The organism is Streptomyces tagetis, assembly GCF_018069565.1.
In the GTDB taxonomy this organism is placed as follows: Bacteria; Actinomycetota; Actinomycetes; order Streptomycetales; family Streptomycetaceae; genus Streptomyces; species Streptomyces tagetis.
In genome coordinates this window covers 36,393-61,350 of sequence record NZ_JAGPNL010000006.1, presented here as the reverse complement: position 1 = coordinate 61,350, position 24,958 = coordinate 36,393, and the positions used below count along the sequence as shown (strand labels likewise).

General features: G+C 75.2%; 16 protein-coding genes. 11 read left to right on the top strand and 5 right to left on the bottom strand.

The genetic code is table 11. The annotated features are described in order from the left end of the window. Nucleotides 1-18: 18 nt before the first annotated feature. The 4 genes from J5Y05_RS21090 to J5Y05_RS21075 all read right to left on the bottom strand — a co-directional run bounded on the left by J5Y05_RS21090 (nt 19) and on the right by J5Y05_RS21075 (nt 5,494). Nucleotides 19-879: a hypothetical protein gene (locus tag J5Y05_RS21090; RefSeq protein WP_210874607.1), complete on the bottom strand. Its 861-nt coding sequence runs from the start codon at nt 877-879 to the stop codon at nt 19-21. A gap of 332 nt (nt 880-1,211) precedes the next feature. Further along, nucleotides 1,212-2,318 carry a peptide chain release factor 2 gene (prfB, locus tag J5Y05_RS21085; protein ID WP_210874606.1) on the bottom strand — a complete coding sequence of 369 codons (1,107 nt, stop codon included), beginning with the start codon at nt 2,316-2,318 and terminating at the stop codon, nt 1,212-1,214. A gap of 77 nt (nt 2,319-2,395) precedes the next feature. Then, on the bottom strand, nt 2,396-3,640 hold the full coding sequence (locus J5Y05_RS21080; RefSeq protein WP_210874605.1) for a serine/threonine-protein kinase: 1,245 nt from the start codon (nt 3,638-3,640) through the stop codon (nt 2,396-2,398). A gap of 243 nt (nt 3,641-3,883) precedes the next feature. Beyond that, a complete protein-coding gene (locus J5Y05_RS21075; RefSeq protein WP_210874604.1) occupies nt 3,884-5,494 on the bottom strand; it encodes a serine/threonine-protein kinase in 1,611 nt (536 codons plus the stop codon). 595 nt (nt 5,495-6,089) lie between these two features. On the opposite strand from J5Y05_RS21075, the gene J5Y05_RS21070 reads away from it, so the two are divergent. The 9 genes from J5Y05_RS21070 (at nt 6,090) to J5Y05_RS21030 (ending at nt 22,812) form a co-directional block, all read left to right on the top strand. After that, nucleotides 6,090-9,782, top strand: coding sequence for an FHA domain-containing protein (locus tag J5Y05_RS21070; protein ID WP_210874603.1), 3,693 nt, complete (start codon nt 6,090-6,092; stop codon nt 9,780-9,782). A gap of 334 nt (nt 9,783-10,116) precedes the next feature. Then, entirely contained in the window at nt 10,117-11,496 is a 1,380-nt protein-coding gene (locus tag J5Y05_RS21065; RefSeq protein ID WP_210874602.1) for an ABC transporter substrate-binding protein, read from the top strand. A 3-nt stretch (nt 11,497-11,499) separates the two neighbouring features. Further along, on the top strand, nt 11,500-12,846 hold the full coding sequence (locus J5Y05_RS21060; RefSeq protein WP_210874601.1) for a carbohydrate ABC transporter permease: 1,347 nt from the start codon (nt 11,500-11,502) through the stop codon (nt 12,844-12,846). After that, the gene (locus J5Y05_RS21055; RefSeq protein ID WP_210874600.1) at nt 12,843-13,763 is read left to right on the top strand and encodes a carbohydrate ABC transporter permease; all 921 of its coding nucleotides are present in this window, start codon (nt 12,843-12,845) and stop codon (nt 13,761-13,763) included. The genes J5Y05_RS21060 and J5Y05_RS21055 overlap by 4 nt, the downstream gene beginning before the upstream one ends. A 154-nt stretch (nt 13,764-13,917) precedes the next feature. Further along, entirely contained in the window at nt 13,918-15,258 is a 1,341-nt protein-coding gene (locus tag J5Y05_RS21050) for a CDP-glycerol glycerophosphotransferase family protein (RefSeq protein WP_210874599.1), read from the top strand. 159 nt (nt 15,259-15,417) lie between these two features. Further along, entirely contained in the window at nt 15,418-17,625 is a 2,208-nt protein-coding gene (locus J5Y05_RS21045) for a bifunctional glycosyltransferase/CDP-glycerol:glycerophosphate glycerophosphotransferase (RefSeq protein WP_210874598.1), read from the top strand. A gap of 7 nt (nt 17,626-17,632) precedes the next feature. After that, entirely contained in the window at nt 17,633-19,855 is a 2,223-nt protein-coding gene (locus tag J5Y05_RS21040) for a bifunctional glycosyltransferase/CDP-glycerol:glycerophosphate glycerophosphotransferase (protein ID WP_210874597.1), read from the top strand. Beyond that, on the top strand, nt 19,852-21,129 hold the full coding sequence (locus tag J5Y05_RS21035) for a glycosyltransferase family protein (RefSeq protein WP_210874596.1): 1,278 nt from the start codon (nt 19,852-19,854) through the stop codon (nt 21,127-21,129). The genes J5Y05_RS21040 and J5Y05_RS21035 overlap by 4 nt, the downstream gene beginning before the upstream one ends. Nucleotides 21,130-21,270: 141 nt before the next feature. Further along, a complete protein-coding gene (locus tag J5Y05_RS21030) occupies nt 21,271-22,812 on the top strand; it encodes a hypothetical protein (RefSeq protein ID WP_210874595.1) in 1,542 nt (513 codons plus the stop codon). A gap of 15 nt (nt 22,813-22,827) precedes the next feature. On the opposite strand, the gene J5Y05_RS21025 is transcribed toward J5Y05_RS21030, so the two are convergent. Then, on the bottom strand, nt 22,828-23,241 hold the full coding sequence (locus tag J5Y05_RS21025) for an organic hydroperoxide resistance protein (RefSeq protein WP_210874594.1): 414 nt from the start codon (nt 23,239-23,241) through the stop codon (nt 22,828-22,830). Between the two features lie 104 nt (nt 23,242-23,345). Between J5Y05_RS21025 and J5Y05_RS21020 the strand changes: the two genes are divergently transcribed. Then, nucleotides 23,346-23,816 (top strand): MarR family winged helix-turn-helix transcriptional regulator, encoded by a 471-nt coding sequence (locus tag J5Y05_RS21020; protein ID WP_210874593.1) that lies wholly within the window; start codon nt 23,346-23,348, stop codon nt 23,814-23,816. A 91-nt stretch (nt 23,817-23,907) separates the two neighbouring features. Next, nucleotides 23,908-24,888, top strand: coding sequence for a UDP-glucose 4-epimerase GalE (galE, locus tag J5Y05_RS21015; RefSeq protein ID WP_210874592.1), 981 nt, complete (start codon nt 23,908-23,910; stop codon nt 24,886-24,888). Nucleotides 24,889-24,958: the final 70 nt, after the last annotated feature.

The following is a 24,958-nucleotide window of genomic DNA, read 5'->3' as shown; positions in this document are numbered from 1 at the left end:
GTGGGCGCGCGGCTACCGTCAGGCAGCGGCGCCGTCGCGGCCGGTCACCAGGCGCGGGAGCACCCGGAAGCCGATGCCGCCGGCGATCATCGTGGCGGCGCCGACCAGCAGGAACACGGTCTGCCCGGCGCCCGTCTCGGCGAGTTCCGCGCCGTCGCCCTGGGCCGAGGCGGCAGCCCCGTTCCCGGTGCCGGTCTCGGTGAGGGCCGAGGAGCCCTCGTCCTGGGTGACGTTGTCGTTGCCGCCGTCGGGGGTGGTGCCGCCGGAGCCGCCCGTACCGCCCGTACCGCCCGTACCGCCGGAGCCGCCCGTGCCGCCGGTGTTGCCACCGGAGCCGGAGCCGCCGCCGGTCTCGGAGCCGCCGGAGCCGGAACCGCCGCCGGAACCGCTGCCGCCGCCGTTGCCGCCGCCGGACTCGTTGCCGCCGGAGCCCGAGCCGCCGCCGTTGCCGCCGCCGCCGTTCTCTTCGCCGCCGGAGCCGGAGCCGCCGCCGTTCCCGTTGCCGCCGTTCTCGCCGCCGCCGGAGCCGGAGCCGCCCCCGTTCTCGCCGCCGCCGGTCTCCTCGCCGCCGGAACCGCCGCCGTTCTCGCCGCCGCCGTTCTCCTCGCCGCCCGAGCCGCCGCCGTTCTCGCCGCCGCCGGTCTCGCACTCCGGGCCGGTGCCGATGTCGCAGCCCTCTTCGCCGCCGTCGCCGTCGCCGTCGCCGTCCTCGTCGCCGTCCAGGGCGGAGATGCCCGCCTGGACGCCGGTGCCGGCCACATCCACGTTGACACCGATGTCGAGCGCGGACGCGGCGCCCGCGGCGGTCAGCGACGCGCCGGCGGCGATCACCGCGCCGGCCGCTATGCGCGCGACACGGACACGTGTCTTCTTCGTCATGTAGCTGCTACCCCCAGTAGCCGAAATAGTCGGTGAGGCCGCGCTCGGGGCCGTGATCGACGGGGTGGCTGTGCACGATCCCCCGGTTCACATGCGCCCCGGAAATGCGCATGCCGCGCATCACCCTGGCGAATGTTCAACTCGGCGTCAAGGTCGTTCCGCGCGCGTTGTCCGGGTACGGAAGGTATGCCGGACACAATGAGGTGAAGAAGTGTCACCTCAGGTACGGAAACGGCGCCGAAAAAGGCAACTGCCGCCCCACGGGCGGCAGTTGCCTTGTCGACAAAGCGGCGGACGGACTCGCCGGGAGCGCCCCGCGAAGCCCTCGCGGCCTACTTCTCGCGCTGCTTGCGCCAGCGGATGCCGGCCTCCAGGAAGCCGTCGATCTCGCCGTTGAAGACCGCCTCGGGGTTGCCCACCTCGTGCTCGGTGCGCAGGTCCTTGACCATCTGGTAGGGGTGCAGCACGTACGAACGCATCTGGTTGCCCCAGGAGTTGCCGCCGTCGCCCTTGAGGGCGTCCATCTTGGCCTGCTCCTCCTGGCGGCGCCGCTCCAGCAGCTTGGCCTGGAGGACGTTCATCGCGGTGGCCCGGTTCTGGATCTGCGAGCGCTCGTTCTGGCAGGAGACCACGATGCCGGTGGGGATGTGGGTGATGCGCACCGCGGAGTCGGTGGTGTTGACGCCCTGGCCGCCGGGACCGGAGGAGCGGTAGACGTCGACCCGCAGGTCGGCCTCGTCGATCTCCACGTGGTCGGCCTGCTCGACGACCGGCAGCACCTCGACGCCCGCGAAGGAGGTCTGGCGGCGCCCCTGGTTGTCGAAGGGCGAGATGCGCACCAGCCGGTGGGTGCCCTGCTCGACGGAGAGGGTGCCGTAGGAGTACGGCGCCTGGATGGCGAAGGTGGTCGACTTGATGCCGGCCTCCTCCGCGTACGAGGTCTCGTAGACCTCGGTCTTGTAGCCGTGCTGCTCGGCCCAGCGCAGGTACATCCGCTGGAGCTTCTCGGCGAAGTCGGCGGCGTCCACGCCGCCCGCCTCGGCGCGGATGTTGACCAGCGCCTCACGGGCGTCGTACTCGCCGGACAGGAGGGTGCGGACCTCCATCTCGTCCAGCGCCTTGCGGACCGCCTCCATCTCGGACTCGGCCTCGGCGCGGGTGTCGGGGTCGTCCTCCTCCTCGGCCATCTCGAAGAGCACGGCAAGATCGTCGATCCGCTGCCGCAGCCCCTCGGCCTTCCTGACCTCGGCCTGGAGGTGCGAGAGCCGGCTGGTGATCTTCTGCGCCTCGTCCGGGTTGTCCCAGAGCGAGGGCGCGGCCGCCTGCTCCTCGAGCACGGCGATGTCTGCCCTCGTCCGGTCGAGGTCCAGGACGGCCTCGATCGACTCCATGGTCGAGGAGAGGGACTTCAGCTCTTCGGATACATCGACGACTGCCACGCGTCCAGCGTAACGGCTCCGCCGGGCGGCCCTCGCCGCGCCGGGGCGCCCGGGGGCACGGGCGGGCGCGGCCGGGGTCACGGCACGGCGGGGGCCGAGTTCCCGGAGTCCTGGGGGCCGCGCGGGGCGTCGTCACCGTCCGTGGCGATCCACGTACCGACGCCGGCCGCGGCGAGCAGGGCGACGGTGGCGGTGGCGAGGGCCAGCCGGCGGCGGCGCGCGGCGGCCCGGTTGCGGGCGGAGCCGGGGCGCGGGGCACCGGCGGCGCGCGGGGCGCGGGCGGTGCCGCGGGCGCCGCCCGCCAGCTCGTCGGGGGCGGGGACGCGCATGGAGGTGTGCGTGTCGCGGTTGGAGTCGGCCGGCCTGCCGCCGGGCACCAGCGGTACGGCCCCGCGGCGCCGGGCGCCCTCGCCGGGGGCGGGCGCGGCGAAGGCGGGGGGTTCCTCAGCGTCGGCCCCCTGGCCGTCGCCGGGCTCGTCCACGTCCAGGGGGCCCATCCCGGCCAGCATCGGCAGCAGCTCGCGCAGCCGGGCGCCCAGCTCGGAGGCGCGCAGCCGGGAGGCCGGCGCCTTGGCGAGGCACTGGACGAGGAGCTGCCACAGCTCGTCGGGGATGCCGGGGAGCGGGACGACCGTCTCGGTCACATGGCGGCGCAGGACCGCGCCGGGGTGGCCGCCGCCGAACGGGGTGAACCCGGCGAGCAGCTCGTACAGGACCGTGGCCAGGGCGTAGATGTCGACGGAGGCGCGCGGCGGCAGTCCCTCGACGATCTCCGGGGCGAGGTAGTCGGGGGTGCCGATGATCTTCGTGGCGCGGGTGCGGCGCGGGGTGTCGATGAGCTTGGCCACACCGAAGTCGGTGAGCAGGGCGGGGTGCGCGCCGCCGGGGCCGAGCGGGCCCTCCATGTCCAGCAGGACGTTCTCGGGCTTGACGTCGCGGTGGACGACCCCGGCGGCGTGCGCGGCGGCCAGTCCGTCGGCGATGTCGGCGACGATGGCGACGGCGGCCTCGGGGGCCAGCCGGCGTTCCCGGTCCAGGCGGGTGCGCAGGTCGGTGCCGCGGACCAGGTCCATGACGAGGGCGAGGTCGTTGCCGTCGACGACGAGGTCGCGCACGGAGACGACGTTCGGGTGCTCCAGGCCGAGCAGGGCGGTGCGCTCCTGCACGAAGCGTCCGACGAGTTCCTGATCGGAAGCGAGGTCCTCGCGCAGCAGCTTGATGGCGACGGCCCCCTCGGGCCCCTCCCCGAGCCACACCGTGCCGGCGCTGCCCCGCCCGAGGATCTGGTGGGCGGTGTACCGGCTGCCGATCTTCCGTGCCAAGACTGCTCCTACCGACGCGTGGTGCCGATGCCGCGGGCGCGCGGTGCGGTGCCCCGCCTCCGGCCGGCACACCCGGACCCCAGCCGCCCAACCTACGCGCCCGGCGGGGCCGCCCCCGCGAGGGCGGCGCGAATCACCCGCCGGATGTCGACATATCTCCGACATCGCGTTGTGCGGGCGCGGACGCCGGAGCCTACCGGGCTCCGGCGGGGGCCGCGGCCCAGGCCGGCTACCGCTGCCGCGCTAGCCGGCGCCGCCGAGGTCCCCGAACCATTTGGTGACCGAGCCGGACCAGTCGCTGATCTGCTCCCAGTAGCCCTTGCCCTCACCGATCCAGCTCTGGAGCGGGCTCAGCTCCCAGATCAGCCAGCCCGCCACGAACAGGATGACGATCGTGAAGAGGCAGCCCTTGAGGCAGCCGAGGCCGGGGATGCGCATCGGGTTGGCGCCGCGCCGACGCGGCTCACGGGGCGGGCGGGGCTCCGGGGCGGGCCGCCGCGGCTCGGGGGCGGGCGGCGGCGCGTACCGCTGCGGCTGGGGCCGCTGTGGCTGCTGGGGCGGCTGCGGGGGCGCGTACGGCTGCTGCTGCGGGTAGCCGTACCCCTGCGGCGGCTGCTGCGGGCGGCTGACCTGGCGCTGGGGGCGGCGGCGCAGCGGGTCCTCGGCCGGGTCGAGGTACTGCACCTGCGTCTGCTCGTTGCGGTCGCGGGCGGCGCGGAGCTGGTTCTGCCAGGGGTGCGGGTCGCCCGGGTTCTGCCCGTCCGGTCCCGGCGGCACGGGCGGCAGGACGGCGGTGGGGTCGGCCGCGGGGCCGGGGCCGCCCGGTCCGCCGGTGTGGGGCAGGACGCTGGTCGCGGCGTTCGGGTCCCAGGCGCCCTGGGAGCCCTGCGGCAGGACCTGGGTCGCGTCGGCGGCGCCGGGCTCCCCCGGCACCTGCGCGGGCGTGGCGTCGGGGACGAGGAGCGCGCCGACGTTCTCGGCGGCGCCGATCTGCGCGCTGTTCGCGTGCACCCCGATGCCCTCGGCGACGACGCGCAGGCCGCGGGCGAGGTTCTCGGCACTGGGCCGCTCGCCGGGGTTCTTGCGCAGGCAGCGTTCGATGACCGTCCACAGCGGCTCGGGGACGGTGGAGGGCCGGCGCGGCTCGGCGCTCAGGTGCTGGTGCAGCACTTCCAGGGCGGAGCCGCCGGAGAACGGCGGACGGCCGGTGACCAGCTCGTAGAGGAGGATGCCGGCGCCGTAGACGTCGACGGCGGAGGTCTGGGGGCGTCCCTCGGCGGACTCCGGCGCGATGTACGCGGGCGTGCCGACGAACTCGTGGGTGCGGGTGAGGCCGGGCGAGTCGGCGAGGCGGGCGATGCCGAAGTCGGTCAGCATCGGGTGCATCTCGCCGCCGGACTGCCGGAGCAGGACGTTGGCCGGCTTGAGGTCGCGGTGGACGACGCCGTCGGTGTGGCTGGCGGCGAGCGCGTCGGCGACCTGCGCGGTCAGCAGCGCGGCGGCGACCGGGGTGAAGGGGCCGTTCTCGCGCAGGTACCGGTGGAGGTCGGGGCCCTCGACGAGGTCCATCACCAGGGCGAGCAGATCGCCCTCGACGACCAGGTCGCGGACCCGGACGATGTTGGGGTGGGTCAGGCGGAGCAGGACGGAGCGCTCCCGCAGGAAGCGCATCACGATGTCGGCGTCGCTCGCCAGCTCCTCCTTGAGGACCTTGATCGCGACGGTCTCACCGGGCTGTCCCGCCACGGCCGCCTCCGCGCCCGCGGTCTCGCGCTGGCGGGCACGCCACACGGTCCCGGTGGCGCCGCGACCGAGCGGTTCCTCCAGGAGGTACTTGCTGCCTACCGGCCGCACGTCATGCGCTCCCTGTTGCTTGCTGGGTTGCTTGCTGTTGCCTGCTGTTGCCTGCTGTTGCCTGCTGGGTTGCCTGTTGCCTGCCGGCTTGTCCTGCCGGCCTGCTTGCCGGCCTGCTTGCCGGCTCTCGCCTGCCGCATGGCCGCCGGCCCGCCGTACCGCCCGCCGGCCGGCGGTTCCGGCCCACTTTAGTGCCGCGGTGCGCGCGGCGGCCGTTCCCTTCCCGTGGTCCGTCCCGCTCCCCCGGTCCGACGTACGGACGGCGGGCGGCGGGCGTTCGAGGGCGGGGTGACCGACTTCGGAGGAAAGACGCTCGACCTGATCGCTTGGTTGCCGGAGTCGGACACGGCCGGTCTCAAGCATGCGTCATCCGATCGCCCAGAGGTCACCTGTCGGGCATTTTTACGGGCAGAGCCGACCAATCAAGATCATTTATCGGCGGCCGGCGGGCACGGTGTCCGGGTCAGGTGCGAGGATGCCTCCAGTTACTGGCCGACGTGCTCGTGTGGCGTGGGGGAAGTCCGCGGTGGGGGACCGCGGAGAACGGCTTCGTCCCCGGCGCGCGGGCGCCCGCGCGAAGGGACCGCTGACGGCGATGCAGATCCGGCTGACCGTCGTAGACCCGCTCGGCCCGGGACCGTCCGGCCCACCGGGGCGGGGCGCCGTTGCGAGCCGTGACGCACTGGTCACGGCGCCGGCCGGCACGGCGCTGGCCGCCGTCGCCTCGGCGCTCGCCGCGGCCGTCCCCGGCGGTGACGGCCCGGGTTCGGGACCGGTGGTGCTCTACGCCGGCGCGCAGCGGCTGGACGCCCGGCGCTGCACCCTGGGCGAGCCCCCGCTGACCGACGGCGCCGTCCTCACCCTGGGCGCCCCCGGCGAGCCCGATCCGCACGCCGAGCCGGCCGGGGCGGCGGCCCAGCTCCACGTGGTGGCCGGTCCCGACGCGGGCGGCGTCCATCTGCTGCACGGCGGGCAGATCCGGCTCGGCCGGTCCGCCGACGCGGACGTCGCGCTCGACGACCCGGACGTCTCCCGGATGCACTGCGCGGTCACGCTCTCCCCCGACGGCCGGGTCCGCGTCGCCGACCTCGGCTCCACCAACGGCACCACCCTGGACGGCGTCCGGGTGGGTGAGCGCCCGGTCCGCTTCGCGCCGGGCGCGCTGCTGCGGATCGGCGAGTCGGCGCTGCGGCTGGTGGACGCCGCCGGGCCGTCCGTGGCGCGGGTGGCGACGACGCCGGACGGCGAGGGACACATCCGGGTGCCCGCCCCGCCGCCGGGCGGCGGGACGGCCCCCGCGAGCGCGCCCGGCGGGGGCGACACGCCGGACGCGCCGACGCACCACGCCTACGGCGGCGCGGAGTACGGCACGGCGGGCCACGGCGTGTCGCCGCACGGCGCCCCGGGGCACGGCACGCCGGGGTCGGGCAGGCAGGGGTCGGGCACGCCGGGGTCCGGCACGGGTGCGTACGGCACGCCCGGACACGGCACGGGTGCGTACGGCACGCGGGGCTTCGACACGCCGGGGCACGGCACGGCGGCGTACGACACGCCCGGACACGGCACCGGCGGGGTGCCGGGCGGGCAGCCGGTGGTGCCGGGGCAGGGCGGCGCCCCGCGCATCGAGAACCACGGCGGCCCGCCGCGCGCCACGTCGCTGGGGGCGACGCCCCCGGCCGACCCCGGGGGCTTCGGGGACCCGGGCGAGGGCACGGGCCGCAAGGGGACGCCGCTGCGGGGCACGGACGTGCCCCGGGACGTCGCCCGGGGCGGGCACCGCGACACGCCGGAGGACGCGCACCAGGGCACCCGTCGGCGTGGCGGGCTCGGGGCGTGGGCGCGGCGGCTGACCGGCGTACGGGGCCCGCAGGACGCGGCCGGACCGGACGCGTACACGGCGGACGACGAGGAGGCGGCCTCCGCCCGGCGGCCGACCGGCCCCTCCCCCGCGCCGGAGACCTGGCCGGACCCGGCCGCGCTGCTGCTGACGGCGCTGGGACCGGGCCCGCGGCTGTGGGAGCGCGGCCCGGGGCACCCGGAGGCGCTGGCCGTGCGGCTCGGCACCGCCGACCGTCCGGCGCCCGGCACCGGGATACCGCTGCCGGCCGTCCCGGTGACCGCCGGGCTGCGCGAGGCCGGGGCGCTCGGACTGGCCGGACCCCGCGAGCGGCTGGCCGGGCTGGCCCGCTCGGTCGTGGCGCAGCTCGCCGCGCTGCACTCCCCCGATGTGCTGGAGATCGTGCTGATCAGCGCGGACCGCTCCCGTTCACTGGCCGAGCGGGAGGCCGAGTGGTCCTGGCTGGGCTGGCTGCCGCATCTGCGCCCGGGACACGGCCAGGACTGCCGGCTGCTGTTCGCCTACGACCGGGAGCAGAGCGCGGCCCGCGCGCAGGAGCTGCTGCGCCGTCTGGACGACCACCTGGCCGACACCCGGGACACCCGGGACACGCGGGACGCCGGAGACGCACGCAACGCCGGAGACATGAGAGGCACGAGCGACGCCGGGGCCTCGGGAGGCACGGGCGGCTCCGGCGGCTCGGCCGGTCCGGCCGGCGCCGGGGCGATCCCGGCGCAACCCGTCCCGGGCACCGCCGCCCCGGCGGCCACCCCGGCCACCGCGCCCTCCCCCGCGCCCCTGGGCGGGCCCGCCGATCCGGAAGGCGGCGCGGCCGGGCCGTACGGCTTCGCCGGGCCGTTCACCGTGGTCGTCGTGGACGGGGACCCGGGCGGCGCGGAGGAGCGCGAGGCGCTGGTGCGGCTCGCCGTGGAGGGCCCGCGGGCCGGGGTGCACGTGGTGTGCCTCGCCGAGACGCCCGCCGCCTCCCCCACCTCGCCGGTCACGCGGACCTACGAGGCGGCCTGCGCGGTCTCGCCGGTGTTCCGGCGGTGCGGTGCCGTCGCCCTGCTCAGCGGGGACGTGGCGACCGCCCTGCGGCTGCTGCGGGTCCCGCCGTACGGGACGTCGCCGGGCGGGCCGGCCGGGCACGGGACCCTCGGCACGGTGGACGCGGTCTCCCCGGCGTGGGCCGAGCGGTTCGCGCGGGCTCTGGCGCCGCTGCGCGCCGCGAACGCCTCGGGCGAGCGGCACGCGCGTGTGTCGGCGCCGCTGCCCCAGGCGGCCCGGCTCCTGGACGAACTGGGTCTCGCGCGGGCCACCCCGGCCTCCCTGATGGCCCGCTGGGCGGACGCGGCCGACGACCCGGACACCCTGGGCGGGCGGGCGCAGGCCGTCTTCGGCGCGGGGGCGCGCGGCCCGGTCGGCGCCGACCTCGTGGCGGAGGGCCCGCACCTGCTGATCGAGGGGCCGCCCGGCAGCGGCCGGACCGAGCTGCTGCGGGCGCTGGTCGCCTCGCTCGCCTCGGCCGAACGCCCCGACCGGCTCGGCATCGTGCTGGTCGACGGCCGGGACGCCGTCGGCGCGGGCGCCGCGCACGGCGAGGGCCTGCACGTCTGCACGGACGTCCCGCACGTCACCACCCACCTCGCCGCCAACGACCCGCTGCGGATGCGGGAGTTCGCCCAGTCGCTCAGCGCCGAGCTGAAGCGGCGGGCCGAGTTGCTGGGCCGGAGCGACTTCGCCGACTGGCACGCCCTGTACGCCGGGTCCGCCGGGGCCGCCGGGGCCGCCGGGAGCGCGGCGGGCCGGATGGCGGCCCCGCGCACGGCGACCGGCGGCCCGGGGGCGATATCCGGCGCCGGGGACCTCGACTCCCCGCCCAGCTCCACCCTGCGGCTGCGGCCCGGGGCGGCCCGGCGCCGGGCGGAGGCGGCGCCGCCGCTGCCGCGGCTCGTGGTGGTCGTGGACGATCTCGACGCCCTGGTCGCTCCCCCGCTCGGCTCGCCGGGGCGGCCCGCGGCGGGGTCGGTGCTGCGGGCCGTGGAGGCGGTGGCGCGCGAGGGCGAGCGGCTCGGGGTGCACCTGGTGGCCGCGACCGGCCCCGGGGGCCGTACGGCGCAGACGGAGCCGGTGCGCCGGGCGGCGCTGCGCGTCACGCTGGACGCGCCGGTGCCGGGCCCGGACGAACCGGCCCCCGGACGCGGGCGGTTGACGTACCCGGATGGCCGGACGGCGCCGTTCCAGGGGGGCCGGGTCACCGGCCGCATCCCGCGCACGGCGACCCTGCGGCCCACGGTGGTCCCGCTGGAGTGGCACCGCATGGGGGACCCGCCGGCCCGGCGCCCGGTCCGCGAGCTGGGCAACGGGCCGACCGATCTGGCGCTGCTGGCCAGCGCGTTGGAGCGGGCGGCGCGGGAGGTCTCGGCGGCCCGGGTGCCGTCCCTGCTCTGACCCGCCGGCCGCCGGCCGGCCCCGGGAGACGCCAGGTGCCCCCGCCCCGTCCGGGGGCACCCCGGCCCCTGGCGCCCCTCGGCACCCGCGAGGGACGCGAGAGAAACCCACCCCTGATACCCCTCCCCGCCCCACCTCACACCCCGTCAACCACCCCTGCCCGTACGCGCGTAGATCACTCGGCGGTTTCCGCCCCCGCCGCTGGTCACGAGGGCATTACGATCTTGGGTCCGGCCCGGGACGCGCCCTTGCCGCCCTCACCCCCCTGGCGTACACCAGACCCGCACGGGAAAAGCGCCGAGCGTTCGACGAGGAACGAAGAACGGGGCAGGTAATGCGGACGAACAACAGCATCCGGACAGGCAGAGCCGCGCGGACCGCGGCCGTGGTCGCCGCGGGGGCCCTCGCGCTCTCGCTCACCGCCTGCGGCGGCGGGGACGGCGACAAGGGCGGCAAGAGCGGCGCGCAGGACGGCGGCAAGACCGCCACCACCGTCACCCTCCCCCGGCTGGACGGCCAGAGCCTGGAGGTCGCCGCCGTCTGGACCGGCGCCGAACAGGACAACTTCAAGAAGGTCCTCGCCGAGTTCGAGAAGCGCACGGGCGCCAAGGTGACGTTCGTCCCCGCGCAGGACCCGATCATCAACTTCCTCGGCTCGAAGATCGCGGGCGGCGCCCCGCCGGACGTGGCGATGCTGCCGCAGCCCGGCGCCATCAAGCAGGCCGTCGAGAAGGGCTGGGCCAAGCCGCTGGGCGCCGAGGCCACCAAGGAGCTGGCCAAGAACTACTCCGCCGGCTGGCAGGAGATCGGCTCGGTCGACGGCAAACCCTACGGCGTCTACTACAAGGCCGCCAACAAGTCCCTGATCTGGTACAACGCGCAGGTCTTCGAGAACGCGGGCGCCGACGAGCCCAAGAGCTGGGACGAGCTGCTGGCCACCGCGCAGACCGTCTACGACTCCGGTGTCACCCCCTTCTCGGTGGGCGGCGCGGACGGCTGGACGCTCACCGACTGGTTCGAGAACGTCTACCTGTCGCAGGCCGGACCGGAGAAGTACGACCAGCTCGCCCAGCACGAGATCAAGTGGACGGACCCCTCCGTCAAGGAGGCCCTGACCACCCTCGCCGAGATCTGGGGCAAGAAGGACTACGTCGCGGGCGGCCCCTCCGGCGCGCTCCAGACAGAGTTCCCCGCCTCGGTGACGCAGACCTTCACCGGCGGCGACCAGCCCAAGGCAGCCATGGTCTACGAGGGCGACTTCGTGCAGGTCAACATCGCGGAGACCGAGGCGAAGGTCGGCACCGACGCCAAGGTGTTCCCGTTCCCGTCCGTCGGTGACACCGCGCCGGTGGTCTCGGGCGGCGACGCGGCCGTCATCCTGAAGGACTCCGAGGCCGCGCAGGCGCTCGCCACCTTCCTCGCCTCCCCGGACGCGGCGGTGATCCAGGCGAAGCTGGGCGGCTTCCTGTCGCCGAACAAGGCCGTGGACACCTCCGCGTACCCCAACGAGGTGCAGAAGACGATGGCCGAGGCGCTGATCGCGGCCGGTGACGACTTCCGCTTCGACATGTCCGACCAGGCTCCGCAGGCGTTCGGCGGCACGCCCGGCAAGGGCGAGTGGAAGGCCCTCCAGGACTTCCTGAAGAACCCGAAGGACATCGCCGGCACCCAGGCGCGGCTGGAGGCGGACGCGGCTGCCGCCTACGGAGGCTGACCGATGACGTCCTCCGGCGCGGCGGGGGCCTCCGGGGCCCCCGCCGCACCCGCACCGCGCAAGAGCGTGACCGGCACCCGTACGACCGTGGCGGTGCTCTTCCTGCTGCCCGCCCTGGTCCTGCTCGGCGCGCTCGTGGTCTACCCGATCGGGTACTCGCTGATCCGCAGCCTCTACGACCAGTCCGGAGACGGGTTCGCCGGAGTCGACAACTACCGGGCGCTCTTCACCGACGACGGCATCCGCACCGCCCTGAAGAACAACGTCGTCTGGGTGGTGTTCGCGCCGACCGTCGCCACCGCGCTCGGCCTCGTCTTCGCCGTGCTGACCGAACGCATCCGCTGGGGCACCGCGTTCAAACTGGTCGTCTTCATGCCGATGGCGATCTCCATGCTGGCGGCCGGCATCATCTTCCGCCTCGTCTACGACCAGGACCCGGACAAGGGCGTCGCCAACGCGGTGGTGGTCGGCGTGCACGACACCTTCGCCGAGTCGTCGGCGTTCCCGAAGGCGCACCCGGGCCGCGACTCGCCGCTGGAGGCGGCGGGCGGCGGCGCGTTCGTCACCCGGGAGCCGGTGCGGGCGGGCGAGCCGGTGGCGCTGCCGCTGGTCGGCGTCGCCCCGGAACGGATGCCGGACGACGCGAGGGACGCGGCGGCCCCGCGCCCCGAGCCGGACAAGGTCACCGGCACCACCTGGCAGGACTTCACCCGCGGCAAGGGCGTCGGACGGCTCGGCGAGGTCGACGCGGGCGAGCCGGGGTACGCCGGGATGCGGATCGAGGCCGTCAAGGACGGCCGGGTCGTCGCCACGGCGAAGGCGTCCGCCGACGGCACGTTCACGCTGCCCGCGGCGGCCGACGGAGCGCTGCTGCGGCTGCCCGCCGACAACTTCAAGGAGCCGTACAACGGGCTGGACTGGCTCGGCCCCACCCTCGTCACCCCGGCCATCATCGGATCGTACGTGTGGATGTGGGCGGGCTTCGCCATGGTGCTGATCGCGGCCGGTCTGGCGGCGGTGCCCCGGGAGCTGATGGAGGCGGCGCGGGTCGACGGCGCCAACGAGTGGCAGGTCTTCCGGCGGGTCACGGTGCCGATGCTGGCACCGGTCCTGGCGGTCGTCGTCGTCACCTTGATGATCAACGTGCTGAAGGTGTTCGACCTGGTCTTCATCATCGCCCCCGGCTCCTCCCAGGACGACGCCAACGTGCTCGCCCTGGAGCTGTACCGCAAGGGCTTCGCCGCGGACCAGCCGGGTGTGGCGAGCGCCATCGCGGTGCTCCTGCTGCTCCTGGTCATCCCGGTGATGTGGTTCAACGTCCGGCGGCTCAGGCGGGAGGTGCGGCGATGACCGCGCAGGCGGAGACCGTGACCGGGGCGGCGGAGCAGGCGGCGTCCGGCTCACCCGGCCCGGCGAGGCGGTCGCCGGCCTCCCGGCTGGCCGAGCGGGCCGGCGGCGGAGCGGTGCGGGTCTTCCTGGTCCTGGTGGGCCTGTTCTGGCTGGTGCCGACCATCGGCCTGCTGCTGTCCTCGCTGCGCAGCCCCCAGGACATGGCGGCGGACGGCTGGTGGACGGTGCTGACGAAGCCGTCGCAGCTCACCTTCGCCAGTTACGCGGAGCTGCTGCGCAACGGCGACATCACCGGCTCCCTCGTCAACACCGTGCTCATCACGGTCCCGGCGACGCTCCTGGTGGTCGTCATCGGCTCGCTGGCGGGGTACGCGTTCGCGTGGATGGAGTTCCCGGGCCGCGACTGGTGGTTCCTGGCCGTGGTCGGGCTGCTGGTCGTGCCGGTGCAGGTGGCGCTGATCCCGATCGCCGAACTCTTCGGCAAGGTCGGCCTGTTCGGTTCGGTGCTCGGGGTGGTCCTGTTCCACGTCGGCTTCGGGCTGCCGTTCGCGGTGTTCCTGCTGCGGAACTTCTTCGCGGAGATCCCCCGGGAGCTGCTGGAGGCGGCCCGGCTGGACGGCGCCGGTGAACTGCGGCTGTTCGCGCGGGTGGTGCTGCCGCTCGGCGGTCCCGCCATCGCGAGCCTGGGCATCTTCCAGTTCCTGTGGGTGTGGAACGACCTGCTGGTGGCGCTGATCTTCGCCGACTCCGGCAGCCAGCCCATCACGGTCGCCCTCCAGACGCAGGTACGGCAGTTCGGCAACAACATCGACGTGCTGGCGCCGGGCGCGTTCATCTCCATGGTGATCCCGCTGGCCGTGTTCTTCGCGTTCCAGCGGCAGTTCGTGTCGGGCGTGATGGCCGGCGCCGTCAAGTAGCCGCCGTGACATCACCCTTGAGGGGCGGGCCGGGTCTCCGGTCCGCCCCTCGTCGTGGCCGGTGGGGCCCCGAATGCCGCGGCGGCCGTAACCAAATCGGTTCATCGGCCGTTCCCGGGCCGAACGCCCCCGCCGCTCCTGTGAGGGATGTCCCGTGCCCCGGTTCCCCGTCATCGCCCCCGCGCACCTGGTCCCGGTGTCCGCGCGCCGGTGCCTGGCCGGACTGCTGCGCGCGGTCCGCGGACCGGCGCTGCGGCTGCACTACCGGTTCCAGCGCACCCTGCCGCTCCGCGCCGACCGGGCCCTCTTCGCCGCCGACCGGGGGCGCGGCGGGGGCGATCCGGGCGCGCTGGAGCAGGCGTTCCGCACCGTCGCCCCGCACATCCGCACGGCGTGGGCCGCCGACCCGGCGCACCACCACACCCTGCCGCCCGGCCCCCGGCGCCTGACGCCGGGCACGGCCGCGTACTGGACGGCACTGGCCCGCTCCCGCTACCTGGTACACGGCACCGACCTCGACGGCCGGCTGGTCACGCGGCGCGGCCAGATCGTGGTGCGGACCGGGGCGGGCGCCCCGCTCGGCGTCACCGGGCCCGGTCCGGCCGGGGTCCGGGGCACGGACGCCGGGCGTCCGCCACGCGGGAGTGGCGTCCGGGACGGTGTGATCCCGCTCTCCCCGCGCCCCGCGCCCGACCGCGGGCGCACCCGCCCGGTCCCGGAGTTCGGACAGCCGCGCACCGACGCGCTGCTGCGGGCGACGGAGGAGGACGTGGCCCGGCTGCGCCAGACGCTCGGCCTCCCCGGCGGCGTGATCACGGTCCTCTACGCGCCCGCGTACCGCGCGCACCGGCCCGCCCGGCCGCCGGGGCCGGACCTGGGGCGCCTGCTGACCCGGCTCGGCCCGCGCCACGCGGTACTGCTGCGCGCCGAGCACCCGGACGGCGCCCCGCCGGCCCCCGTGCCGCCGCGCCACCCCCGGCTGCTGGACGTGACCGGGCACCCGCGCGTGGAGTCGCTGCTGCTCGCCGCGGACGTGCTGGTCACGGACGGTTCGCCGCTGGTCTTCGACTACGCGGTGCTGGACCGGCCGATCGTCGTCCTCGCCGGGGAGGCGGCGGCCCTCCCGGCGCCCGGCGCGGCCCGTGGCCCGGCCCGCGACGCCCGCGACGCTTGGGTCGCCGTACGCACGCGCCCGCCGGGCCCGGTCGTCCGCACGGAGGACGAGCTGACCGGGCTGCTCGCCTCGGGCCGGTGGGACGGCGCGGAGTCCGCCCGGCTGCGGGCCGCGTTCCGCGAGCGGTTCTGCCGGTACGACGACGGACACGCCGCCGAGCGTGTCGTACGTCACATCGTGCTGGGGGAAACGGACCTTCCGCCGGTCGTACCGCTCTGCGCGCGCCGGCCGGCCCGGTCCGCCGTGGCCCTTTCTGGACGCACCGCCTCCGCCCGCGTGCCACACTCTGCGGGTTCCCGCAGGACCACAGATAGCCTTTGATTCGGCTTTCCGTCCACCGGGAGTCCACTTGCCCCGCAGCTCTTCGCGGCCCGTCCCCTCCCGGCCGCCCGCGTGGCGGCCGGGCGGTCGTCCGGGCCGCCAGGCGGTCCGGACCGCGGAGGACTCACGGTGGACCAGGACAACGAGAGAAAGAGCAGTATGCCCCGCTTCAGCATCGTCGTTCCGTCCCATGGGGTCGCGGGCCGGCTGTCCCAGGCGTTGGATTCCGTCCTAGCCCAGTCCTTCGCGGACTTCGAGCTGATCCCGGTCTGCGACGGGCCGGACAGCGCCGCGGCGGACGTCGCCGCCGGCCTCGCCGGGCGGGACTCACGGGTGAGGCCCGTGCACTCCCCGCCGTCGGCCGGGCTGGCCGGGGCGCGCAACGCCGGGGCGGGCGCGGCCCAGGGGGCGTACCTGCTCTTCCTCGACGGGGACGACACGCTGGCCCCGGGCGCGCTCGCCGCGGTGGAGGCACGACTCGCCGACACCGGCGGCGTCGACGTCCTCTATACGGAGTACGAGCGGGTGCCCTGGTGGGAGGGCGATCCGGTCAATCCGGCGGCGGCCCTGCTCGCCGAGGCACCGGAGGGGGCCTTCACCCCGGACCGGGCGCCGCGGCTGACCGGCGTGACGCTGCCCGCCTGGAGCGCGGTCCACCGCCGTGCCTTCCTCGACGAACGCGGCCTGGTCTTCCCCGACGGGCACTTCACGGACGTCGGCTTCGGCGCGCGGGTCGCCGCGGAGGCCGAGCGGGTGGCCGTCCTGCGCTCCGTGGTGGTCCGCCACCAGGAGCGGCGGCAGGGCAGCCGGCTGGAGCAGCCCGGCGAGCACCACGCCGAGCTGCTGGACCAGGCCGAGCTGGCGCTCGCGCACGCCGCCGAGAAGGGGCTGCCGGAGGAGCGGCGCCGGCCGCTGTTCGAGCAGCTCTTCGCGGAGATCCTGCGCACGGCCGCCCACCCGAAGCTGCTGACCGGCGGACGCCGGGCCTTCTTCCACCGGGCGAGCCGCCTCTACCGGCGCCACCGCCCCGCCGGTTTCCGCCCGCCGGCCGGCCGGACCGGCTCGCAGTACCGGATGCTGGCCTCCGGCTCGTACACCGCCTTCCGCGCGCTGCGCGCCGGCGGCGCCGAGGACGAGGGCGGCGCCCGCGACCTGCTGCCGCGCCCGCGGGGGCTGCGCACCACCATGGCCTACCGCCGCCACCTGCGCCGCCCGCTGGACCCGGACCTCGCCGTGTACTGCGCCTACTGGGGCCGCGGCTACGCCTGCAACCCGGCCGCGATCCACGCCAAGGCCAAGGAACTCGCCCCGCACCTGCGCTCGGTGTTCCTGGTCGAGGCCGACCAGGCGCACACCATGCCCGAGGGCGTCGACTTCGCCGTCATCGGCAGCGCCCGCTACTGGGAGGTGCTGGCCCGCGCCACGTACCTGGTCAACAACGCCAACTTCGCCGAGGACGTCGTCAAGCGGCCCGGCAGCGTCCACGTGCAGACGCAGCACGGCACGCCGCTGAAGACGATGGGCGTGGACCAGTCGACGTACCCGGTGGTGGCCGCGAACAGCGGCAGCTTCGGCAAGCTGCTGGGCCGCGTGGACCGCTGGGACTACAACCTCTCCTCCAACAGCCACTCCACCCAGATGTGGGAGCGCGCCTTCCCCGGCTCCTACGAGCACCTGGAGTACGGCTACCCGCGCAACGACGTCTACTACACGGCGACCGCCGAGGACGTGGCCCGCGTGCGCCGCGAACTGGGCGTGCCGGAGGGCAAGACGGCCGTCCTGTACGCGCCCACGCACCGCGACTACGAGACCGGGTTCGGCGCGGGCGCGCTGGACCTGGAGGCGTTCTGCGAGGCGGCCGGCGAGGACGTGGTGGTGCTGCTGCGCGCCCACTACTTCTACGACCGGGGCGGGGCCCGCAGCAGCGGCCGGATCATCGACGTCACCTCGCACCGCTCCTCCGAGGACGTGTGCCTGGCCGCCGACGCGCTGATCACCGACTATTCGTCGATCATGTTCGACTACGCCAACCTCGACCGGCCGATCGTCGTCTACGCCGACGACTGGGAGATCTACCGGGAGACGCGCGGCGTCTACTTCGACCTGATGGAGGCGCCGCCCGGCCGGGTGGCGCGCACCCCCGAGGAGCTGGCCCGGGTCTTCGCCGACGGCTCGTACACGGACGCCGGGGCGACGGCCCTGCGGGCGGCCTTCCGGGAACGGTTCTGCGAGTTCGACGACGGGCACGCCGCCGAGCGCGTCGTGCGCCGGGTGCTGCTCGGCGAGCCGCCGGAGGCGATCCCGCCCGTGATCCCGCTCGCCGACCGCGTCCCGGCCCCCGCCGCCGCCACCCTCGTTAGGAGCTGACCCCGCAGTGCCCCGCTTCAGCATCATCCTCCCCTGCTTCAAGGTGCAGGGCTTCCTGCGCGAGTGCCTCGACTCGGTCCTCGGCCAGTCCTACCGGGACATCGAGGTCATCGCCGTCAACGACTGCTCGCCCGACGGCTGCGGCGCGATCCTGGACGAGTACGCGGCCCGCGACGACCGGCTGCGCGTGCTGCACCTGGAGGAGAACGTCGGCCTGGGCCGGGCCCGCAACGCGGGCATGCCGCTCGCCACCGGCGACTACCTGTTCTTCCTGGACAGCGACGACACGCTGACCCCGGGCGCGCTCGCCGCCATGGCCGACCGGCTCGACGAGGCGGACGACCCGGACGTGCTGGTCTTCGACTACGCGCGCACCTACTGGTGGGGCGGGACCCGGCGCAACGCGCTCGCCCGGGTCCTCGCGGAGACCGCGGGCGAAACGTTCACGGCCGCCGAGCACCCGGAGATCATGGACCTCCTCATGGTGGTCTGGAACAAGGTCTACCGGCGCGACTTCGTCGAGCGCGAGGGCTTCGCCTTCCCGCCCGGCTACTACGAGGACACGCCGTGGACCTTCCCGGTGATGTTCAGCGCCGAGCGGATCGCCACCCTGGACCGCATCTGCCTGTACTACCGGCAGCGCCGCCAGGGCAACATCCTCTCCACCACCAGCCGCAAGCACTTCGACGTGCACGACCAGTACGACCGGGTCTTCGCGTTCCTCGACGAGCGCCCGCACCTGACGCACTGGCGGCCGTTCCTGCACGCCAAGATGGGCGAGCACTGCCTCGACATCCTGGCCAAGCCGGACCGGCTGCCGCCGTCGGACAAGGCCGAGTTCTTCCAGCGCACCGCGGAGATGTTCCGCGACCGCCGGCCCGAGGGCGCGACGGTCCCGCCCGAGTTGCGGGTCCTGGAGGGGAGCTGGGCCTCCTACCGGCTCGGCCGCCGCTCGGCGCAGACCAGGAAGACGATGGTGCGGCGGGCCAAGAAGACCCGTACGGCGGCGATCCGGCGGGTCGGCCGGGTCCGGGCCGCGGTGAACAACCGCCGTCCGCTCGACCCGGACCTCGTCGTGTACTCGGCGTTCCGCCACCGCGGCGTCCTCGGCGACCCGGCCGCGATCTACCACAAGGCCAAGGAGATCGCCCCGCGGTTGCGCGGTGTGTGGGTGGTGCGCAGCGCGCAGGAGGCGGAGCTGCTGCCGCCCGGCACCGAGCACGTGCTGCTGGGCAGTTCGGCCTACCGCCGGGTGACGGAGCGGGCCACGTTCTTCGTCAACAACGTCAACTGGCCCAACAGCCTGGTCAAGCGCCCCGGCAGCGTGCACATCCACACCCACCAGGGCACCCCGCTCAAGTACATGGGCGCCGACCTCCAGGGCAAGCCGGGCGCCCGGCACCGGGTGGACGTGCCGCAGATGCTGCGCCGCGCCGACCGCTGGGACTACAGCCTGGTCGCCAACCGGCACTCGGAGCTGGTGTGGGAGCGCGCCTACCCGTGCGGGTTCACCTCCGCGCGCACCGGCAGCCCGCGCAACGACCGGCTGGTCAACGCGGGTGCGCAGGAGGGCGCCGAGGTGCGCGAGCGGCTCGGTGTCGAGGCCGGGCGGACGGTCGTCCTGTACGCGCCGACCCGACGCGAGTACCGGCGCGGCGGCCACGTCGACCGGGTCGACCTGGCGAAGCTCGCCGCCGGCCTCGGCGAGGACCACACGCTGGTGGTCCGGCTGCACCCCTCGCTCGCCACGGGCCCGGCCCGCGGCATGGGCCTGGCCGATCTGCACCGCCGGGGCGTGCTGATCGACGCGACGGACGAGCCGTACGTCGAGGACCTGATGCTCGCCTCGGACGTCCTGGTGACCGACTACTCGGCCCTGATGTTCGACTACGCGCTGCTGGACCGGCCGATCGTGATCCACGCCGACGACTGGGGCGCCTACACGGCGAGCCGGGGCGCCTACTTCGACATCACCGCCGAGTCGCCGGGCCCGGTGACCCGGACCGAGCAGGAGCTGTCCGAGGTGCTGGCCTCGGGGAGCTGGCGGGACGCGGAGTCGCAGCGGCTGCGGTCGGCGTTCCGGGAGCGGTTCTGCGAGTTCGACGACGGCCGGGCCGCCGAGCGCGTGGTACGCACGCTGCTGCTGGGCGAGTCGATGCCCGCCCCCTCGGTCTCGGTGCCCGTGGCCCGTTCCGTGCCCGCCGACCACGACCTGCTCGCCTCTTCGTGAGGCCGCGCACCTGGGTGCTGGTCCTGGCCGCGCTGTTCGCCGTGCTCCAACTGGCGAACGTCACCGGCCGGGACACTCCCGACACCCGCAACTACCTCTCGTACGCCCTGAGCCTGAGCGGGGAGAGCAAGCGGGGGGCGGCCTCGGCCACCATCGACTACGTCTGCGCGGGCAAGGCGTCGGTGGCCCGGCGCGACCAGAGCGTGGACGTGGTCCGCTTCCACCGGGCCGACCCCACCCGGCGGGTGGCGGACACGTGCCGGGAGCGGGAGTGGCGCCAGGTGGAGCCGCGGCTGGCGGCCGGTCAGACCGCCGGGCACACGGTGCCGTACATGTCGGAGCGCTTCATGCGGATCTTCGAGGTGCGGCCCGGGTACCCGGTGGTCCTGGTGCCGTTCATCGCCGTGTTCGGCGTGACGTGGGGGGTGTGGGCGGCGAGCGTGGCGATCACGGTGGCGGGCGGTGTCCTCGTCTTCCTGATCCTGCGCACCCTGGCCGTGCCGGTGCCCCTGGCGCTGGCCGGGCAGGCGCTGTACTACGTGCTGCCGAGCGGGACGACGGCGATGCGCCCGATGACCGAGGGCCTGCTGATGGCGCTGACCCTGGCCGCGGTGTGGGGGTGCGCCCTGGTGCTGCGGGCCGGGCGGCGGCGGGCCGGACTGCTGCTGGTCGGCGTGTCGCTGCCCGCGCTGTTCGCCGTCAAGCACTCCCAGGCGCTGTTCCTGGGGCTGTGCCTGGCGGCGGCGGCCGTGCTGATCTCCCTGCGGCGGCGCGCGCGGGGCCGGGCGCCGGACCGGGACGTCCTCGCCCTCGGGGCTGTGGGGGCGGCCGGGGTGCTGTTCACCATGGCGCTGACCCGGCTGCTGCACTACCCCTCGGAGATGGACAGCCTCCAGGACCTGCTGACCAACCACTTCGCCCTGCCGGACCGCGAGCACCCCTGGCCGGATTTCTGGCGGTTGCAGGGCAATTTCTGGGTGGAGTGGCTGCGCCGGCAGGCGTGGCAGCCGCTGTTCGTGGCGGCCCTGGGCGCCGGGGCGTGGGGCGCGCTGCGGCGGGGCGGGAGCGTCGGCGTGTTCGTCGTCGCGGCGGCGTTCACCGGGGTGCTCACCCAGGCCGGCCACCCGGACATCAACATCTGGGGCGAGCGGCTGATCGTGCTGGCCTGGCTGCTGCCGGTGGTGGGGCTGCCGCTGCTGCTGGAGCCGGTGGTCCGCGCGCGGGTGCCGCTGCCGGAGCAGGGCCGTCCGGACCGGGCCCCGGCGACCGGGTGACGCGGGCGCCCCGGAGGTCCCGGGGCGGTCGTCCTTCCTTCGGCACGCCCTCTCACCCGATCAGGTGATCTGACGTCATGTCGTTGACGGCATCGGGAACATACGCCAAATGTCCCGCATGTCCCCACCCTCGATCATCCTGTGAGCGCCGGCGTCCTCACCCGGCAGTCCGTGCGCGGCGCCTCGGCGCTGCGCGGGGGCCGCTCCTGGCGTCCCACCCCGTACCAGGTGGCCGGGTTCCTCTTCTTCCTCGTGATGTCCCTCGCGTACTGGCGGGTGCCGCTCTGCTGTGACGCGGGCCAGCACGCCGCCGTGGTGGAGCGGCTGAAGGCATCCCTCCTCCACCCCCGGCACCCGATGGCGGACCTGCCGGGCGCGGGCAGCGCGTACTACTCGCCGTACGCCGTCGCCGAGGGCGCGTTCGCCCGGCTGACCGGGCTGGGCGGCTGGGAGGTGGTGCGGCTCGCCGGTCCGCTGAACCTGCTGGTGCTGCTGACCGGGCTCGGCCGCTTCGCGCGCGTGCTGACGCCCCGGCCGTGGGCGCCGGTGCTGGCGCTGGGCGCGATGACGCTGCTGTGGGGCACCGACCGGGCCTGGTGGAGCGGGTACCTCGGGCTGATCTCGATGACCGGCAACCTGGGCTACCCCTCGACCTTCGCCATCGGGCTCACCTTCTGGGCCTGGGCGCTGACCGGGGCGCGGGCGGGCGACGCCCGCCGGGTGCGCTACGTGGGCCCCGACGGGCTGCGCGGGCTCACCGGGTACGCGGGGCTCGGCGTCCTGTACGGGCTGGTCCTGCTGGTCCACCCGATCACGTCGGTGGCCTCGGCGCTGGGCGCGGTGGCCCTGGTGGCGGGCCGGCAGCGGGGGTGGCGCGGCGCGATCGCCGGGCGGTGGGCGCTGACCGGCGCCGCGGCACTGGCGACGGCGGCGTGCTGGCCGTACTTCGACGTGTTCGCGCTGACCGGCGACGGGAGCGTGGACGGCATCCACCGGGTGCTCTACGCGGACCTGCCGGGGCAGTTCTGGCTGGCGCTGCTGGGGCTGCCCGCGCTGTGGCTGCGCGGGCGCCGCTCGGCGCGGGACCCGCTGGTGCTGATGTTCGCGCTGGAGTGCGCGGTGGTGGCGTACGGCTGGTTCAGCGGCCACTACACCTACGGGCGCATCCTCGGGCTCACGCTGGTGCCGCTCCAGTTCGCGCTGGCGGTGGAGCTGGCGGAGCCCCGGCCGTGGGGGCGCCGGCGGCGGGCGCTGGGCTGGACGGCGACGGCGGGGGCGCTCGCCGGTCTCCTCACCGTCCAGGCCGGGGCGGTGGTCCCGGCGGGCTTCGCGCAGCCGCCTCGGTGGCCGCAGTACGCCTGGGCCGCGCGGTACATCGGCCCCGGCGAGGTGGTGATCACCGACGGCTACTACGCGGGTCACGCCATCGCCGGGTACGGGCCGAACCTGGCGGCGCCCGCCTGGCCCGACCCGTCGCTGGACGAGCGGGAGCGCCGGCGGCGGGTGGCCGACGTGGCGGCGTACCTCGATCCCTCCTCGACCCGGGCAGGGCGTGAGGCCGTCGCCCGCCGCTACCACGTGCGGTGGCTGCTGCTGACGCGCTGGCGGCCGGTGCCCGAGGAGGCCGTGGTGGTGGCCTGGAGCGAGGAGACCGGCGAGGTGCTGGCGCGGGTCGGCGGCTGAGCGCGCCCGCCCCGGCTACTCGACGACGAGCGTGACCGAGATGTTGCCGCGGGTGGCGCGGGAGTAGGGGCAGACCTGGTGGGCCTGCCCGACCAGATCACGGCCGGTCGCCTCGTCGACCTCCACCGGCAGCTCCACCCGGAGGGTGACGGCGAGCCCGAACCCCTCGCCCTCGCGGCCGATGCCGACCTCGGCGGTGACCGCCGCGTCGGCGAGGCCGACCCCGGCCCGGCGGCCGACCAGGGCGAGGGCGCTGCCGAAGCAGGCCGCGTACCCGGCGGCGAAGAGCTGCTCCGGGTTGGTGCCGCCTCCGTCGCCGCCCATCTCCACCGGGGCGGCGAGGGGGAGGTCGAGCGTGCCGTCGGAGCTGACGGCACGGCCCTCGCGGCCGTGTGTGGCGGTGGCGGCGGCGGTGTAGAGCGCGTCCATGGAATCCGTCCCTGCGGTGGTGGAGCCGGCTGCTGGCCCTCCGAGTAGAGCACACAATTAAGTTGTGCACAATCTAATCTCGGACGGAAAGCTACTCTGGGGGCATGACCACGCCCGTGCCGGACCGGCTCCGCCTCGACCAGCAGATCTGCTTCTCCCTGAACGCGGCCTCGCGCGCCTTCGGCGGCGTGTACCGGGTGCTGCTGAAGGACCTCGGGCTCACCTACCCCCAGTACCTGGTGATGCTGGTGCTGTGGGAGCACGGCGAGCTGCCGGTCAAGAAGCTGGGCGAGCACCTGCGCCTGGACTCCGGCACGCTCTCGCCGCTGCTCAAGCGGCTGGAGGCGGCCGCGCTGGTGGTGCGGGAGCGCAGCGAGCGCGACGAGCGCTCGGTGCGGGTGCGCCCGACGGAGGCGGGGACGGCGCTGCGCGAGCGGGCCGCCGAGGTGCCGCTGCGGATCGCCGCCGCGACCGGGTTCGACCTCGCCGAGGTCCAGGACCTGCGCGCCCGCCTGGACCGGCTCACGGCGGCCCTGGACGCCTTCGGCCCGGCGTCCGCGCCCGCGCCCTCCTGACCTTTCCGGGTGTCCGGGGGGCGGGAATGTCCGACCATGACCACCGGGGGCCATCGACGATGCGAGATCCACTGACGAGGGGACGGCCGCAATGACCTGGCTGATCACCGGCGGCGCCGGCTACATCGGGGCGCATGTCGTCCGCGCGATGACCGCGGCGGGCGAGAGCGCGGTCGTGTACGACGACCTGTCCACCGGCGTCGCCGAACGCGTCCCCGACGGCGTGCCCCTGGTGGTGGGCTCCGTGCTCGACGGCGAGCGCGTCGCCCGCGCCCTCACCGACCACGCCGTCACCGGTGTCGTCCACCTCGCGGCGAAGAAGCAGGTCGGCGAGTCGGTGGAGCTGCCGCTGCACTACTACCGGGAGAACGTGGAGGGCCTGCGCGTCCTGCTCACGGCGGTGACGCGGGCCGGCGTCCCGTCCTTCGTCTTCTCCTCCTCCGCGGCCGTGTACGGCATGCCCGACGTCGACCTGGTGACCGAGGACACGCCGTGCGTGCCGATGTCGCCCTACGGCGAGACCAAGCTGGCCGGCGAGTGGCTGGTCCGGGCGACCGGCCGGGCGACGGGACTGTCCACGGCGGCCCTGCGCTACTTCAACGTGGCCGGCGCGGCGGGCCCGCGGATGGCCGACACGGGCGTCTTCAACCTGATCCCGATGGTCTTCGAGAAGCTGACGCAGGGCGCCGCCCCGCGCGTCTTCGGCGACGACTACGACACGCCGGACGGCACCTGCGTACGGGACTACATCCACGTGGTGGACCTGGCCGAGGCCCATGTGGCCGCCGCCCGCGCGCTGGAGGCGTCCCCCGGGCGTGCCCTGACCCTCAACATCGGCCGGGGGGAGGGCGTCTCCGTCCGGGAGATGATCGACCGGATCAACGCGCTCACCGGCCGGGACCTGCCGCCCACGGTCGGGCCGCGCCGCCCCGGCGACCCGGCCCGTGTCGTCGCCTCCTCCGACCGCGCCGCCGCCGAGCTGGGCTGGAAGGCGAAGTACGGCGTCCAGGACATGATCGTCTCCGCGTGGGAGGGCTGGGTCGCCCTCCACCCGGAGGCGGCGAACGCGTAGAGCGCCGTCCGCCGTCCGTGCGGCGCTCACGCGCCACGGGCGGTCCGCCCGGGAACACGCGGCACGCGCG